The 14,874-nt window shown below is 77.8% G+C and carries 11 protein-coding genes; 7 read left to right on the top strand and 4 right to left on the bottom strand.

Annotated elements, in window-relative coordinates; translation table 11 throughout:
- Positions 1-9 precede the first annotated feature (9 nt).
- The 4 genes from rpsD (at position 10) to truA (ending at position 3,473) form a co-directional block, all read left to right on the top strand.
- Positions 10-615, top strand: coding sequence for a 30S ribosomal protein S4 (rpsD, locus tag QRT03_RS05830; protein ID WP_286051552.1), 606 nt, complete (start codon positions 10-12; stop codon positions 613-615).
- A 94-nt stretch (positions 616-709) separates the two neighbouring features.
- Positions 710-1,777, top strand: coding sequence for a DNA-directed RNA polymerase subunit alpha (locus QRT03_RS05835; protein ID WP_286051553.1), 1,068 nt, complete (start codon positions 710-712; stop codon positions 1,775-1,777).
- 101 nt (positions 1,778-1,878) lie between these two features.
- Complete coding sequence (gene rplQ, locus QRT03_RS05840) at positions 1,879-2,568, top strand: 50S ribosomal protein L17 (protein ID WP_286051554.1); 690 nt, start codon at positions 1,879-1,881, stop codon at positions 2,566-2,568.
- A gap of 83 nt (positions 2,569-2,651) precedes the next feature.
- The gene (gene truA / locus QRT03_RS05845) at positions 2,652-3,473 is read left to right on the top strand and encodes a tRNA pseudouridine(38-40) synthase TruA (protein ID WP_286052073.1); all 822 of its coding nucleotides are present in this window, start codon (positions 2,652-2,654) and stop codon (positions 3,471-3,473) included.
- A 6-nt stretch (positions 3,474-3,479) separates the two neighbouring features.
- Here the strand turns inward: truA and QRT03_RS05850 are convergent, their stop codons facing one another.
- The 4 genes from QRT03_RS05850 to eccD are packed head-to-tail and all read right to left on the bottom strand — an operon-like array spanning position 3,480 to position 8,282.
- A complete protein-coding gene (locus tag QRT03_RS05850; protein ID WP_286051555.1) occupies positions 3,480-4,178 on the bottom strand; it encodes a hypothetical protein in 699 nt (232 codons plus the stop codon).
- Positions 4,175-5,368 carry a type VII secretion protein EccE gene (gene eccE / locus QRT03_RS05855; RefSeq protein ID WP_286051556.1) on the bottom strand — a complete coding sequence of 398 codons (1,194 nt, stop codon included), beginning with the start codon at positions 5,366-5,368 and terminating at the stop codon, positions 4,175-4,177. The genes QRT03_RS05850 and eccE overlap by 4 nt, the downstream gene beginning before the upstream one ends.
- A complete protein-coding gene (locus QRT03_RS05860) occupies positions 5,365-6,678 on the bottom strand; it encodes a S8 family serine peptidase (protein WP_286051557.1) in 1,314 nt (437 codons plus the stop codon). The genes eccE and QRT03_RS05860 overlap by 4 nt, the downstream gene beginning before the upstream one ends.
- A complete protein-coding gene (eccD, locus tag QRT03_RS05865) occupies positions 6,675-8,282 on the bottom strand; it encodes a type VII secretion integral membrane protein EccD (protein ID WP_286051558.1) in 1,608 nt (535 codons plus the stop codon). Before eccD ends, QRT03_RS05860 begins: the two co-directional genes overlap by 4 nt.
- A gap of 160 nt (positions 8,283-8,442) precedes the next feature.
- Here eccD and eccCa point away from each other — a divergent pair, with 160 nt between their 5' ends.
- The 3 genes from eccCa (at position 8,443) to QRT03_RS05880 (ending at position 14,860) form a co-directional block, all read left to right on the top strand.
- Positions 8,443-12,462, top strand: a complete 4,020-nt coding sequence (eccCa, locus tag QRT03_RS05870) for a type VII secretion protein EccCa (protein ID WP_425604779.1) — start codon at positions 8,443-8,445, stop codon at positions 12,460-12,462.
- Complete coding sequence (locus QRT03_RS05875; RefSeq protein WP_286051559.1) at positions 12,459-14,441, top strand: type VII secretion-associated protein; 1,983 nt, start codon at positions 12,459-12,461, stop codon at positions 14,439-14,441. The genes eccCa and QRT03_RS05875 overlap by 4 nt, the downstream gene beginning before the upstream one ends.
- Positions 14,442-14,548: 107 nt before the next feature.
- Positions 14,549-14,860, top strand: coding sequence for a WXG100 family type VII secretion target (locus tag QRT03_RS05880; protein ID WP_286051560.1), 312 nt, complete (start codon positions 14,549-14,551; stop codon positions 14,858-14,860).
- The last annotated feature ends 14 nt before the right edge of the window (positions 14,861-14,874 follow it).

The raw sequence follows: 14,874 nt of genomic DNA on the forward strand, positions 1-14,874 counted from the left end.
AGAACAGTCATGGCCCGTTACACCGGTCCTGTCACGCGCAAGTCCCGCCGCCTCAAGGTCGACCTGGTCGGCGGCGACAAGTCCTTCGAGCGTCGTCCGTACCCCCCGGGGCAGCACGGTCGGATCCGCATCAAGGAATCCGAGTACCTCATGCAGATCCAGGAGAAGCAGAAGGTCCGCTTCACCTACGGGGTGCTCGAGAAGCAGATGCGCAAGTACTACGAGGAGGCGAACCGTCGCGAGGGCAAGACCGGCGACGAGTTCCTGCGCCTGCTCGAGTCGCGTCTCGACTCGGTCGTCTACCGCGCCGGGCTCGCCCGGACGCGACGCGCCGCCCGCCAGCTGGTCGGGCACGGCCACTTCCTGGTCAACGGCCAGAAGGTGGACGTCCCCAGCTACCGGGTGACGCAGTACGACATCATCGACGTCCGCGACAAGTCGCGGAACATGCTGCCCTTCGTGGACGCGAAGGAGTCCTTCGGTGACCGTCCGGTCCCCGGCTGGCTCCAGGTCGTCCCGGAGTCGCTGCGCATCTTCGTGCACCAGCTGCCCGAGCGGGCCCAGATCGACACGCCCGTGCAGGAGCAGCTGATCGTCGAGTTCTACTCGAAGTAGGGCTCGACCCCACCGGGGTCGGCAGCCTGCCGGCCCCGGTTCCACCGTTCGGCGTCAAATAGCGGATGCCCGAGCACCGGAAGGAACACCAGAAGTGCTGATCTCCCAGCGCCCGGCCCTCTCGGAGGAGCCGGTCGACGAGACCCGGTCGCGGTTCGTCATCGAGCCGCTCGAGCCGGGCTTCGGATACACCCTCGGCAACTCGCTGCGGCGGACCCTGCTGTCGTCCATCCCGGGCGCGGCCGTGACCTCGATCCGGGTCGACGGGGTCCTCCACGAGTTCACCACCGTCCCGGGGGTGAAGGAGGACGTCACCGACATCATCCTGAACCTCAAGGAGCTCGTCGTGAGCTCCGAGGAGGACGAGCCGGCGACGATGTACCTGCGCAAGCAGGGCCCGGGCACCGTGACCGCGGGGGACATCGTCCCCCCGGCCGGCGTGACCGTGCACAACCCGGACCTGCACATCGCGACCCTGAACGACCAGGGCCGCCTCGAGGTCGAGCTGGTCGTCGAGCGTGGCCGCGGCTACGTCCCCGCTGCCCAGAACAAGGCCTCCGGTGCCGAGATCGGCCGCATCCCGGTCGACTCGATCTACTCGCCGGTGCTCAAGGTCAGCTACAAGGTCGAGGCGACCCGCGTCGAGCAGCGCACCGACTTCGACAAGCTGATCCTCGACGTCGAGACCAAGCCGTCGATCACCCCGCGCGACGCCATCGCGTCCGCCGGCCGCACGCTCGTCGAGCTGTTCGGCCTGGCCCGCGAGCTCAACGTCGACGCGGAGGGCATCGAGATCGGGCCCTCGCCCGCCGAGGCCGACTCGATCGCCGCGTTCGCGATGCCCATCGAGGACCTCGACCTGACGGTCCGGTCCTACAACTGCCTCAAGCGGGAGGGCATCCACACGGTCGGCGAGCTCGTCGGCCGGTCGGAGGCCGACCTGCTGGACATCCGCAACTTCGGTGCGAAGTCCATCGACGAGGTCAAGATGAAGCTGGCCGGCCTCGGGCTGGCCCTCAAGGACAGCCCGCCCGGGTTCGACCCGAGCGCGGCCGCGTCCGACTACCCGTCGGAGGGATACGACTCCTACGGCGAAGGCGGCGGGTACGGGTCGTTCGGCACGGACGACGGCCAGGACTACGCCGAGACGGAACAGCTCTAGCCAGCACAGCGCTCTAGTCACCCCAGAGCTCTGACGTACTGCCCCCTCCCCGGCCCGCTGGCGGGCCGGGGAGGAAAGGCGCCCGAGACAGGAGCACGAGAATGCCCCAGCCCACCAAGGGCCCCCGCCTCGGCGGGTCCCCCGCGCACCAGAAGCTGCTGCTGGCCAACCTGGCCACGTCGCTGTTCACGCACGGGAAGATCCACACCACGCGTGCGAAGGCCGAGCGCCTGCGCCCGTACGCCGAGCGCCTGATCACCAAGGCGAAAAAGGGCGACCTGCACAACCGTCGCGAGATCTCCCGGCAGATCCGTGACAAGGACGTCGTGCACCGCCTGATCGCCGAGATCGGCCCGTTCTTCGCCGACCGGCCCGGCGGCTACACCCGCATCGTCAAGACGCTGCCCCGCAAGGGCGACAACGCGCCGATGGCGATCATCGAGCTGGTCAACGAGAAGCTGGCCTCCACCGAGGCGTCGGCGGCCACCCGCTCGGCGGCCTCGCGTCAGACCGAGGTCGGCGGCGCCGCCACCGGTGCCGCGGCCACCGCGGCGACCATCGCCGCGGCGGAGTCCGACGACACCACGGCCGACGGTGCCGCGGCCGAGGAGGCCGTCGGGACCGACGCGGACGTCGAGGTCCCCGAGGCGCAGGCGGCGGCCGACACCGCCGACGACACCGCCGCCGACGAGGCCGAGGGCGCGACGGACGAGGTGCCGGAGCCGATGGCGGACAACGCCGCCGAGGCCGCCGGTCTCTCGACCGACGACGACAAGAAGGACGAGTCCTGACCGGACCCGCTCCCGTGCACGACCACCCCGGGCCCGCCGTCGACCACGACGGCGGGCCCGGGGTGTCTCCGGCCGTGGTCCGGCTGCGGCTGGACCTGGCCTACGACGGCACCGACTTCGCGGGCTGGGCGCGTCAGCCGGGCCTGCGCACGGTGCAGGGCGTGCTCGAGGAGACCCTCGCGACCCTCGCGCGGGCCCCCGTGGCGCTGACCGTGGCCGGTCGCACGGACGCCGGGGTGCACGCCGACGCGCAGGTGGCGCACACGGACCTGGTCCCGGGCCACGCGGTGCTCACCGCCGGGGGCGTGGTGCCCGACGGGCTGGTGGGGCGGCTCGCGCGGATGCTCCCGCCCGACGTGCGGGTCCACGCCGTCCGTGTCGCGCCCCCCGGCTTCGACGCCCGGTTCTCCGCCGTGCGCCGGCACTACGCCTACCGCGTGTGCACCGCGCCGTCCGGCCCGGAGCCGCTGCGGGCCCGCGACACGCTGCGATGGCCCCGCCCGCTCGACGTGACCGCCCTCCGAGACGCGAGTGACCGCCTGCTCGGCGAGCACGACTTCGCGGCGTTCTGCCGACCCCGGGCCGGGGCGACGACGATCCGCGAGCTCCAGCACCTGTCCTGGCACCCGAGCGCGGACGAGCACGACGTGTTCGAGGCGCGGCTCTCCGCGGACGCCTTCTGCCACTCGATGGTCCGGTCGCTGGTCGGGGCGCTGCTCGCGGTCGGGGAGGGGCGTCGTCCGGTGGACTGGCCCGCGTCCCTGCTGACGGCGACCCGGCGCTCCTCGGCGGTGCACGTCGTCGCCGCCCACGGGCTGCGCCTGGTCGGCGTGGACTACCCCGCCGACGCCGACCTCGCCGATCGCGCCACGGTGACCCGGGCGGTGCGGACGCTCGACCGCTGAGCGGGATCAGGCGCGGCGGACCGGGCCGAGGATCGCGGTCTCGCGGTCCGCGGTGACCAGGTCGAGCCGGCGCCACAGGTTGCGTCCGAGGGCGACCACGCCGTGGTCGGGCAGGGTGCGCAGGGTCTCCGCCATCGGCTCGGTCAGCCGCCACAGCCGCGTCGCGAGGTCGGCCTCCTGCGGGGGCATCCGGCCCAGCAGCACCACGTCGGCGTCGTCGGCGGCGTCCGCGACGGCCGGGGAGAGCGAGGGCAGCACCACCATCGTCGAGCGCCACGGGCGGTGCGGGGCGCCCGGGCCCTGGGCCACGGCTCCCCGGTCGTGGACGACGAGCAGCCCTCCGGTGTCCCCGGGTTCCCGCGCGGCCGGCCCGGGGTCGGCGTCGGGCTCGGTCCCGACGCGGACCCGGGCGGGGTCGGCGGCGGCCCGGCCGACCACCTCCCAGGCGGCGACCCGCCCGGTGGCCACGTCGAGGTGGGCCCCCTGGGCGACGCAGCGCAGCGCGATCTGCCGGGCGAGGTGCAGCGCCCCGAGCACGACCACGCGCGTCGGGACCGGACGCAGGACGGCCAGCGTGACCGGAGCCCCTCCGGGATCGGACCCGAGCACGATCCCGGCCGGCGCCACCGGGGCGACGACCCCGTCCAGGGCGGCGACCGGCAGCCGGACCGCGGGCGCGGGACGCGCGGGGGAGCGGCGACTCATCGGGCTCCCAACGGGAGGGTCGTGCGCAGACCGGCGCCCTGCCGTCCGTGCAGCGGCTCGAGCCGGACCCCTCGCGCGCGGGCGACGCCGACGAGCTCCCGACCGGCGGCGACCACCTCGGCCGGGGTGTGGGCGGTGACGCGGACCCGCAGGTCCACCCCGACCTCGTCCGGCGTGTCCGCGGCGACGAGCGCCAGTGCCGTCGTGCACACGGCGTCCGGGGCGACCAGGGCGTCCAGGTCGAGCCCGCGGGGGTCGAGCGCGGTGGCGGTCCACGTGGCGTGGCCGACCTCGCCGATCACGACGGCGTCCCAGCGCTCCTGCACCCCGCCGGGCGTGCGGTCCAGGTCGGAGCCCGCCGCCACCGCGACGGCCTCCCGCAGCCCGTCGCGGTCCACCGGGCGCACCGGCACGTCGTGGTCGGCGAGCACCCGGCCGATGCGGGCGAGCGATCCGACGAGGGCCCGGCGCACCCCGAGCACCCCGCCGCCGCGCGCGGTGACGGCGTCCGGGCACCGGCCGGGGTCGAGTCGGACCACCAGCCACACGCTGCGGTGCGCGGCGTCGGAGAGCGGGCCGAGGACCTCGCGGTGTGCCGTCCGCGCCGGGCTCTCGGCCCCACCCGGCCGGACGTGGCGCACCACGGTCACGGCGTCGAGGACCACCCCCCGGTCGGCGAGCGTGCCCGCCAGGACCGACAGCGGCACCCCGCCGAGTCCTCCGCCGACGCGGTCGACCGGGTCGAGCGTCGCGGGGGGAGCGTCGGTGGTCGTCGGGTCCAGCAGGAGCGGGAGATCCTCGGCCTCGGGGACGAGGACCGCGCTCCAGGCGCCGTCCGGCCCGCCGAGCAGCGCCACCGGCCGGCCGTCGTGGTCCCGCGTGTCGACGACGTCGATCCGTCCGACGGCGGCGTCCACCCCCGGGAGCCCCAGCCCCTCCCCGGGCTCGGCGGCCGGGACCTCGCGGGGACGGAGGCGGTGGCGCAGCGCCAGGGCCGCCCAGGTGCCGACGAGCTCGCCGCGCACCCGGACCAGACCGGCGACGAGGGCGAGCGAGACCACGACGCCGGCGAGGGGGAGCAGCCCCGCCTCCAGCGCGAGCAGGCCGAGGGCGACCGCGAGGCCGATCTCGGCCACCAGGACCCCGGTGATCGGGAGGCGTCCGAGTCCCGGGCCGTCCGGCCGGCTCACCGGGCCCTCCGGCGCCGGACTCCGACCCCCACGAGGACGGCCGCGACGGCGGCCGCCCCGACGCCGAGGGCCCAGCCGGTCCTGCCGCCCGTGACCGGCGCGGGCTCGGGCGGCGGAGGCGGGTCCGGCCGGCGGCCGGCGAGGGCCGCGGCCACGTCCAGCGCCCCGGCTCCGACCGTCGGTGGGGTGCCACCCGGGACGGGCGCAGCCGTGGTGCGCAGCCGGGCGACCACCTCGCGCGCGGGCATCGTCGGGAAGCGGGCCCGGAGCAGCGACGCCGCACCCGCGACCCGGGCGGCCGCGAAGCTCGTCCCGACGACGGGTCCGGGAGCCGAGCCGGGCAGTGTCAGGTCCGCGGTGAGGCCACCCGAGCGGGCGTCCAGGGCCGCCGGGACCGCCCCGGGCGCCGCGAGCCCGACCCACGGGCCCGCGAGCGAGGAGCGGTCCGGGGCGCCGTCGGCGTCCAGGGCGCCGACGGCGAGGACGTCGGCGTCGGAGCCGAACCACGCCGGGACCGGGACCGTGACGACGCGCTGCCCGGCGCCCGCCGGGTCGTTGGCCGGGCACGCGCCGCCGACGTTGCCGGCCGCGGCGACCACCACCACGTCCCGCTCGGTCGCGTCGCGGAGCGCGGCCCGCAGGGCCCCGAGCGCGGGCACGGTGCCGCCGATCAGCTCCGCCGCCGGGCGGCAGGCCGCGAGGGCGAGGGTGAGGACGTCCACCCCCGGCGTGTCCACGGCCGCGCGCACGGCCCGCGCGAGGAGGGCCTCGTCGCCCGTCGGGCCGGCGTCCGAGGAGAACCAGGCGCTCTCGGCGCGCACCGCGACGACCGCCGCACCCGGCGCGACCCCGACGACGCCGTCGTCCGGACCGGGGGCGGCGGCGACCACTCCGGCCACCGCGGTGCCGTGACCGTCGCAGTCGTCGCGGGCGGAGTCGGCGGCGAGGAAGTCTCCGGCGTCGCTCACGCCACCGGACAGGCGGGGGTGGGCCGCGACGCCGGAGTCCACGACCGCCACGACCGCCCCGCGCCCGTCGGCGCCCGGGACGGCGTCCGGTTCCGGGGTCACGGACTCCAGCGCGCCCGGGGTGACCCCGCCGGGGCACGGACCGAGCCGGACCAGGCCGGGCAGGGCGTCCGGGCGCCGCGGCAGGGCCGCGAGAGCGGCCGCGTCCGGCGGTGGCGGGTCCGGCGGTGCGACGGCGATCGGTCCCTGGGTCCCGGCGGCCGGCCGGGGTGCGGCGGCGACCGGGGCGATCAGCACCGCGGCCGCCGTCGCCGCCCCGACGATCAGGGTCCGCGCACTCACAGCACCCGCACCACCGCGAACAGGTCGGCGACCGCGCACGCGAGGGGGAGGACCGCGGCGATCGCGACGCCCTCGGCCAGGTCCACCGCCCGCCGCGCCCCGGGGGACCAGCGCCGACGGGGCCCGACCGACCCGAGCAGCACCGCCAGCGCACCGAGGACGGCGGCGGCGAGGCCCACGCCGAGCCGGGGCAGGCCCGGCGGTGCCGCCGCGACCACGCCGACGGCGAGCCCGGCCGCACCGGTGAGGGCCCCGAGCAGCAGGACCGAGGCGGGGACGGCGTTGGCGTAGCTGCGCGAGCGCAGGGCCGCGAGGACGACGAGCAGGACGGCGAGGATTCCGCCGACGGTGCCGCGCCACCCGGGGGCGGGAGCGAGCCCGAGGACCGCGACCGCCGCGACCAGGACCGCCACCGTCCCGCCCGCGAGGCCGGACAGCAGCGCGTGCGCGCGGTCCGTGCGTCGGTCGAGGACGGCCGGGTCGCCGGGCTCGGGGTCGGTCCCGTCGTCCGTCGGCGAGACCGGGACCCGGGGCAGCGGGAGGCGCGCGAGCAGCACGGCCAGTCGCGGGAGCGCGGAGAGCACGACGAGCGCCGCGGCGCCCGCCCCGGCGGCGACGGCCGCGGGTTCCACCGGCCCGGCACCGCGGGCCCCGGCCACCGCGCCCGCGACGGTGGTGACGGCTCCGACCAGGGTGCCGAGGGTGGCGGCGGTCGCCAGCGCGACGTCGACCGCGAGCGCGATGCGGTCCGTGCGCGGCGCGGCGAGCAGCGCGGTGCCGGACGCGGCGAGGGCCAGCGCCGAGGCCACCAGCAGGTGGGGGCCGCCGAGCCCGACGGTCAGGGGCGCGCCGTCCGGCCCCGCGACGGCCGCCAGCCCGCACACCGCGGCGGCGGCCGCACCGAGGCCGGCGAGCACCGCGGGCGGACCCGGCCGCCGGGCGACACGCGGCGCGAGCGCGGCCAGCACGGTCGCGGTCAGGGCGACGAGCGCGGCGACGACGGCGGTGACCAGGCCGCCCGCGGTGCCCGGCCCGCGGCCGGCCGCGAGCAGCGCGCCGAGGAGCGCCGCCGCGCCGACGACCCCGGCGACCAGCCCGGTGCGGTGCGCCCAGGTCGCGTCCCAGGCCCGGAACCCGGGTGGGGTCGACTCCGCCACGGCGTCCACGACGTCGTCGTAGAGCGGGGCGGGGGCCGCGTCGTCGCGGCGGCGCAGGACGAGTTGGTCGCCGTCGAGGACCTCGAGGTCGTCCAGCGTGGACCGCGGGTCGGCGGGCTCGCGGCCGAGGGGCGCGAGCGTCCAGGCCCCGGCGCCCGGTCGGTCCGCGCTGCGCACGGGCGCGTGCCGCCCCCACGCGGTCACGGGAGGGCGGGCCCGGTCCGCCCCGGTGAGTTCGACGAGGACGCCCAGGAGCTCCCCGACCGGGACGTCGCCGGGCAGGGCCAGGTCGGCGCGGGTGGTCGGCGCGAGGACCGACACCCGGGTGACGGGGGCGGCGGCCTCGACCGGGACGGGCAGCGGTGCGACGTCCGGGCCGGTGGTCGACGGCGGCCGCGCGGCGGCGGCGCCCTGCAGCGCCGTCGTCCGGCCGTTGCCGGTGCTCACCCGCCTCACCTCCGTGCCCCTGCGGCTCCCGGCCGGAAGAGTCCGAAACGTGCCCGACCGGGTGATCGGCTCCCTAGTATGGCCAGCACGCCGCGCCCGGGTGGGGTGAACGGGGAGATCCGTAGGCTCTCCCCGGAGGAGGTCGTGCGGGAGGAGTGGCGTGGGGACGCAGGTCGTCCGGCGCGGGCCACGCGGGTCCGCCCCGGTCATGCCCGGCGGTGAGCTCGCGATCGAGGCGCCGCCCGAGGAACCGCGGATCGCGCCCGCCGGACTGCTCGCGCGCCTGCTGCCGCTGGCCATGGTGCTCGCCTCGGTGGGCTTCGTGGTGGTGCTCGGGATCGACAACCCGACGTCGTGGCTGTTCGGCGGCATGATCGCGCTGTCCACGCTCGGCATGGTGGCGGGCGGCTTGTCCCGGGGCGGTGCCCAGCGGCGGGCCGAGGCGGACGCCGAGCGGGCGGACTACCTGCGCTACCTCGCCCAGGTCCGGCGCCGGGCGCGGGCGGTCGCCGTCGAGCAACGGGCCAGCCTGCAGTGGACCCATCCCGACCCCGACGCGCTGGCCGGGCTCGCCCGCGGACCACGCACCTGGGAGCGGCGCCCGGGTGACCCGGACTTCGCGCACGTGCGGGTCGGGCGTGGGGCGCAGCGCCTCGCCACCGCCCTGGTCCCGCCGCGCACCGGGCCGGTGTCCGACCTCGAACCGGTCACGACGTCGGCCCTGCGCCGGTTCGTCCGGGCCCACTCCGTCGTCGAGGACCTGCCGACCGCGGTGTCGCTGCGCGCCTTCGCGGCGGTCGCGGTCACCGGCCCCGACGCGAGCCCCGTGGGGCGGGAGCGGCGCCGCGCGCTCGCCCGCGCCGTCGTCGCGCAGCTCGTCACGTTCCACTCCCCGGACGACCTGCTGCTCGCCGTCGTGACCGACGAGGCCACGCGGTCGGCCTGGGAATGGGTGAAGTGGCTCCCGCACGTCGCCCACCCGCGCCTGCACGACGGCGCCGGGCCGGTCCGCATGATCGCGTCGTCGCTCGGCGCCGTGACCTCGTGGCTCGGCCCGGAGCTCGCCGACCGGCCCCGGTTCAGCCGCGGCGCCGCCCCACCCGCGGGCGCGCCGCACGTGGTCGTCGTCTGCGACGGCGGGGTCGTGGAGACCGGCGAGGGGGCGACGGCGGACGACCTGGCCGAGGAGGGCCTGGCCGGGGTGACCCTGATCGACCTCGACGCGCGCCTCGACCCCCTCGTCGCCCGCCGCGGGCTGCGGCTCGTGGTCGCACCCGACCCGGCGCGGGGCGGCCCGGACCGCATCGGTGCGGCCACCGACGCGGGCGTCGAGTGGTTCGGCCGGCCGGACGTGCTGCGCGACCCGGAGGCCGAGGCGCTGGCCCGCCGGATCGCGCCGTGCCGCACGCCCGCCTCGGCGCCCGAGGGCGCGGGACCGGCCGCCCCCGGGCTGCTCGACCTGCTCGGCGTCCCCGGCAGCCCGGAGACCTTCGACGTCGCCGCCGCCCGGCGGCCACGCGCCCCTCGCGACCGGCTCCGCGTGCCGTTCGGGCTGGGGGAGGACGGCGAACCGGTCGAGCTGGACCTCAAGGAGTCCGCGCAGGAGGGGATGGGCCCGCACGGGCTCTGCGTCGGGGCGACCGGGTCGGGCAAGTCCGAACTGCTCCGCACGCTCGTGCTCGGCCTGATCACCACCCACTCGTCGGCGACGCTGAACCTGGTCCTGGTCGACTTCAAGGGCGGCGCCACCTTCGCCGGGCTCGCCGACGCCCCGCACGTCGCGGCCGTGATCACGAACCTGGCCGACGACCTCGCCCTCGTCGACCGCATGCAGGACGCGCTGGCCGGCGAGCTGACCCGCCGTCAGGAACTGCTGCGGGCGGCGGGCAACCTCGCGAGCGTCGCGGACTACGAGCGGGCCCGCGAGCGCGGCGCCGACCTGGCCCCGCTGCCCGCCCTGTTCGTCGTGGTCGACGAGTTCTCCGAGCTGCTGGCCCAGAAGCCCGACCTCGCCGAGGTGTTCACGGCGATCGGTCGCCTCGGGCGCTCGCTGCAGGTCCACCTGCTGCTCGCCTCGCAGCGCGTCGACGAGGGCCGGCTGCGCGGTCTGGAGTCCCACCTCTCCTACCGGATCGGGTTGCGCACGTTCTCGGCCGCGGACTCCCGCGCCGTGCTCGGGGTGCCGGACGCGGCCTCGCTGCCCGCGGTCCCGGGCACCGGCTACCTGCGCTCGGACACCTCGACGATGGTCCGTTTCACCGCCGGCTACGTGTCCGGCCCCGCACGGCGGCCGGGAGCCTCCGGGACCGGCGCCACGCCCCGACGCCGCGGCCGGCCGTTCGCGCCGCGCCCGTTCCACGGCGGGTGGGTGGAGCCCGGGCCCGACGACGGCTCTGACCCGCCGCCCGCGGCCCCCGCCCCGACACCCGACGAGGACACCGGGACGAGCGTGCTCGACGTCATCGTGGACCGCCTGCGCGACGCCGGCCCGCCCGCGCACGAGGTGTGGCTGCCACCCCTCGAGGGCCCCGTCGACCTGGAGTCGCTGCTGCCGCCGCTGCAGGACACGCCCGACCGCGGACGCCACGCGCCGGGGTTCCCCGCGAACGGCACCCTGCGGCTCCCCCTCGGGCTCGTCGACCGGCCGTACGAGCAGCGCCGGGAGGTGCTGTGGGCGGATCTGTCGGGCGCGGCCGGGCACGTCGTGGTGGCGGGCGGCCCCCGGGCGGGCACCTCGACCCTGCTGCGCACCCTGATCTGTTCCGCGGCCCTCACGCACACCCCGGACGAGCTCGGCTTCCACGTGATCGACCTGGGTGGCGGCGCCCTCAGCGGCCTGGCGGGGCTGCCGCACGTCGGCACCGTCGCGGGGCGCGGCGACACCGACCTGGTGCGCCGGGTGGTGGCCGAGGTGGGCGCGGTGGCCACGGCGCGCGAGCGCTGGTTCCGCGAGCGGGGGATCGACTCGATCGCCGACCTGCGCGAGCGGCGGCGCCGGGGGGAGGACCTGCCCGACCCGTTCGGCGACCTCGTGCTCGTCGTCGACGGCTGGCACGCCTTCCGCGCCGACCACGAGGCGCTCGAGGCCGCCGTGACCACGCTGGCGACGACGGGCCTCGCGTACGGCGTGCACGTCGCGATCGGCATCAGCCGGTGGGCGGAGCTGCGCCCGGCCCTCAAGGACCTGCTGGGCACGCGGATCGAGCTGCGGCTCGGCGACCCGGGGGAGTCCGAGGTCGACCGGCGGGTGGCGGCCGCCGTCCCGGCCGGCCGGCCGGGACGCGGGATCGCGCCCGACCGCAGCCACGTGCTGGTCGCGCACCCCGACGCGGGCATCGTCGCGGCCGTGACCGCCGCCTGGCCCGGACCCGGCGTGCCGCCGGTGGCCCTGCTGCCCGACCGGGTCGACGTCGCCGACCTGCCGGGCCCGCGCGACGGGGAGCGCCACCTGCTGCCGATCGGCATCGACGAGGAGCGGCTCGCCCCGGTCCTCCTCGACACCGCCGCCGACCCGCACCTGCTCGTCTACGCCGACGGCGAGTCGGGCAAGACCGCCTTCCTGCGCCTGCTCGCCCACCAGGTCGTCACCCGGTACACCCCGGCACAGGCCCGGCTGATGATCGTCGACTACCGCCGCGGCCTGCTCGGGGCCGTCGACTCCGAGCACCTGATCAGCTACACCTCCACCGCGGACGCCCTGACCGCGGCGATGACCGACCTCGTCGCGTCGCTGCGCCGCCGGCTGCCCGGACCCGACGTCACCCCCGAGCAGCTGCGGAGCCGGTCCTGGTGGACCGGACCCGAGGTCTTCCTGCTCGTCGACGACTACGACCTCGTGGCGGGCGCGGCCGGCAACCCGCTGACCGCCCTGCTCGACCTGCTCCCGCAGGCCAAGGACGTCGGCCTGCACGTCGTGGTGGCCCGTCGGGTCGGTGGCACCTCCCGGGCGATGTTCGAGCCGGTGCTCGCGCGCCTGCGGGAGCTGGCGACTCCGGGGCTCGTCGGGAACGGCAGCCGCGACGAGGGGCCGCTCGTGGGCGCGGTGCGGCCGGGACCCCGCCCGCCCGGCCGCGTCGTGCTGGTGACGCGCCGGGACCCCGAGCGGCTCGTGCAGCTCGCGTGGCGGGACCCGGACGAGCCGATCCGACCGGTCCCCGACGACGGCGGGGGTGACCCGTGAGCCGCCGGGTCGCGGTGGATCTCGGAGACACCGGGGTGGCCCTCGCCGTGGACCCGGGCGGCGGGGCCGACGTCGGCGAGCCGGACCTCGACCTCGCCGCGGTCTTCGCGCCCGAGGACGCCGCCCTGGTCACCGGGAGTGCCGCCCGGGCCCGGGCCGCCGCCGATCCCGCCCGGTTCGAGCCGCGGCCGCGCCGGCACGTTGACGAGGGCACGCTCCTGCTCGGCACGCGGGTGGTCGGGGTCGTCGAGGCGCTCGGGGCGGTGCTCGCGGCCGCCGTCGACCGGGCCGGGCCCGCGCTGCGGGGACAGCGGGCCGACACGCTCGTGCTCACCCACCCCGCGGACTGGGGCACCGGACGCCGCGAGACCCTGCGGCGGGCCGGGGCGGGTCTCGCCGCCGGGCTGGAGCTGGTCGCGGAGCCGGTCGCCGCGGCCGCGCACGCCCGCTGGATGCGCCCGGCGGGCGCCCCGGGCGCGGAGGGTCCCCTGGCCGTCCTCGACGTCGGGGCGCGTCGGGCGTGGGCGGCCGTCGTGGACGGCGGGTCGACCGTGCTCGCGTACCGGGGGTCGGGCGCGTTCGGCGGGGACGACGCCGACGAGCTCGTCCTCGCCCACGTCCTGCGGGCGCTGCCCGCCGACGCCTCGGACGCCGACCGCGTGCACGCCGTCGCCGCGGGCGGCACGCTGGCCGGACGCCGCCACCGCCAGGTCCTCCTCGAGGACGTGCGCGAGGCCCGCGAGCGCCTCTCCGACGCCGAACAGGCCGAGATCCCGCTCCCGGGCGCGGCCGGTACCGCCTGGTGCTCGCGGGGCGAGCTGGAGGACCTGCTGCGCGAGCCGTGCGAACGGCTCGTCGACCTGCTCGCCCGCGCCCTCGACGACGCCGGGGTGGCGGCCTCCGGGCTGGCCGGTGTGCGACTGGTCGGCGGGCTGGCCCGCACCCCGCTGCTGGGCACCCTCGTCCACCGGGAGCTCGGGGTGCCCCCGCTCGTGCCCCCCGAGCCGCGGACGGTGGTGGCCCGTGGTGCGCTGCTCGCGGCCGCCGAGGCGGGGGCGCCGGCCCCCGCCCGTCCCACTCCGCCCGCACCCGTCCTGCTGCCCGGGTGGCCCACGGCGCGCGAGGGGCGCCCCGCTGACCGGACGCCGTCCGCGGTGCCCGCCGGTGCCGGCCCGGTCGCGGCGGCGGACGCCCGGCGCAGCGCGGGAGTCCGCACGCCGTCCGGGGCCCGCGGTGGGCCGCCCGTCGACCCGTACGCCGATCCCTACGGAGGCGCGCCCCCGCGCGCGAACGACCGGCCCGGTCCTGCCGGCCCGACGCCGCGGATCGACCCGGACGGTCCCACCGTGCGGATCGCCCACGAGCTCGTCCCGGCCGGCCGCCCGCCGGCCCGGGTGGAGACGCCCGGTGGGGGGAGCGGCCGCTGGACCCCGCGGCGCCGGGCCGCGGCGGTGGCGGCGGCGACCGTCGCGGTCGTGGTGCTGATCCTGGCGGTGGCCGGGCTGCGGACCGGCGGGGACGGCCCGACGGCCGGCGCCGCGCCGCCCACCGTCGTCTCGGTGTTCGCGCACGCCTACGAGCTGCCGGCGGGGTGGACGACCGACGGCAGCGACAGCGCGACCCGGCGCAGCCGCATCCGGCCCGCGGGGCAGCCGACCGGGCCGAACCTGATCGCGGTGCAGGAGAGCGCCCTGGCCTCCGCGGACCCCGCGAGCGCCCGCGCGCAGCTCCTGGCCGGTTTCGAGGCGGCCCGCGCCGCCGGGGGCGGCGTGTCCGACCTGCAGCCGGAGACGACGTTCGCCGGGCGTGACGTGGCGACCTACCGGCAGGTCCCCGCGCCGGGGACGACGGTCGACTGGGTGGTCGTGTTCGTCGGGCCCACCCAGCTCTCGGTGGGCTGCCGGCACGACGACCCCTCCCGCGACGCGGTCCTCGACGCCTGCGCGCGGGTGGTCTCGACGCTGCGCAGCCCGCCGTGACCCCCGCGGTGGTCTCCGCCGTCGACGAGTTCGCCGGAACGGCACCCACGGGCGTCGTCGGGATGTCACCGTCGAGTGGGAGCAGGAGCCGGCGGGAGGAGCAGGACGTGACGGGACAGTTCGGGACCGAGACGCAGCTGATGCAGGGGGCGGGTCAGCACGTGATCGACGTGCGCGACCAGATCGCCGCCCAGCTCGCGCAGCTGCGCGGTCAGCTGGTGCCGTTGGAGGCGACCTGGCGGGGGGACGCGTCCACGGCGTTCACGCAGCTGATGGCGCGCTGGAACGACGACGCGAACCGCATCAACGCCGCCCTCGGCGCGATCGCGGAGTCCGTCACCGCCTCCGGGGTCACCTACCGCGCGGCCGAGGACGAGGTCGCGGCGTCCACCTCGCAGATCACCCAGGCCCTGGCCTGAGGACGGGGACGACG

It is taken from the genome of Actinomycetospora termitidis (genome assembly GCF_030286555.1).
Lineage (GTDB): Bacteria > Actinomycetota > Actinomycetes > Mycobacteriales > Pseudonocardiaceae > Actinomycetospora > Actinomycetospora termitidis.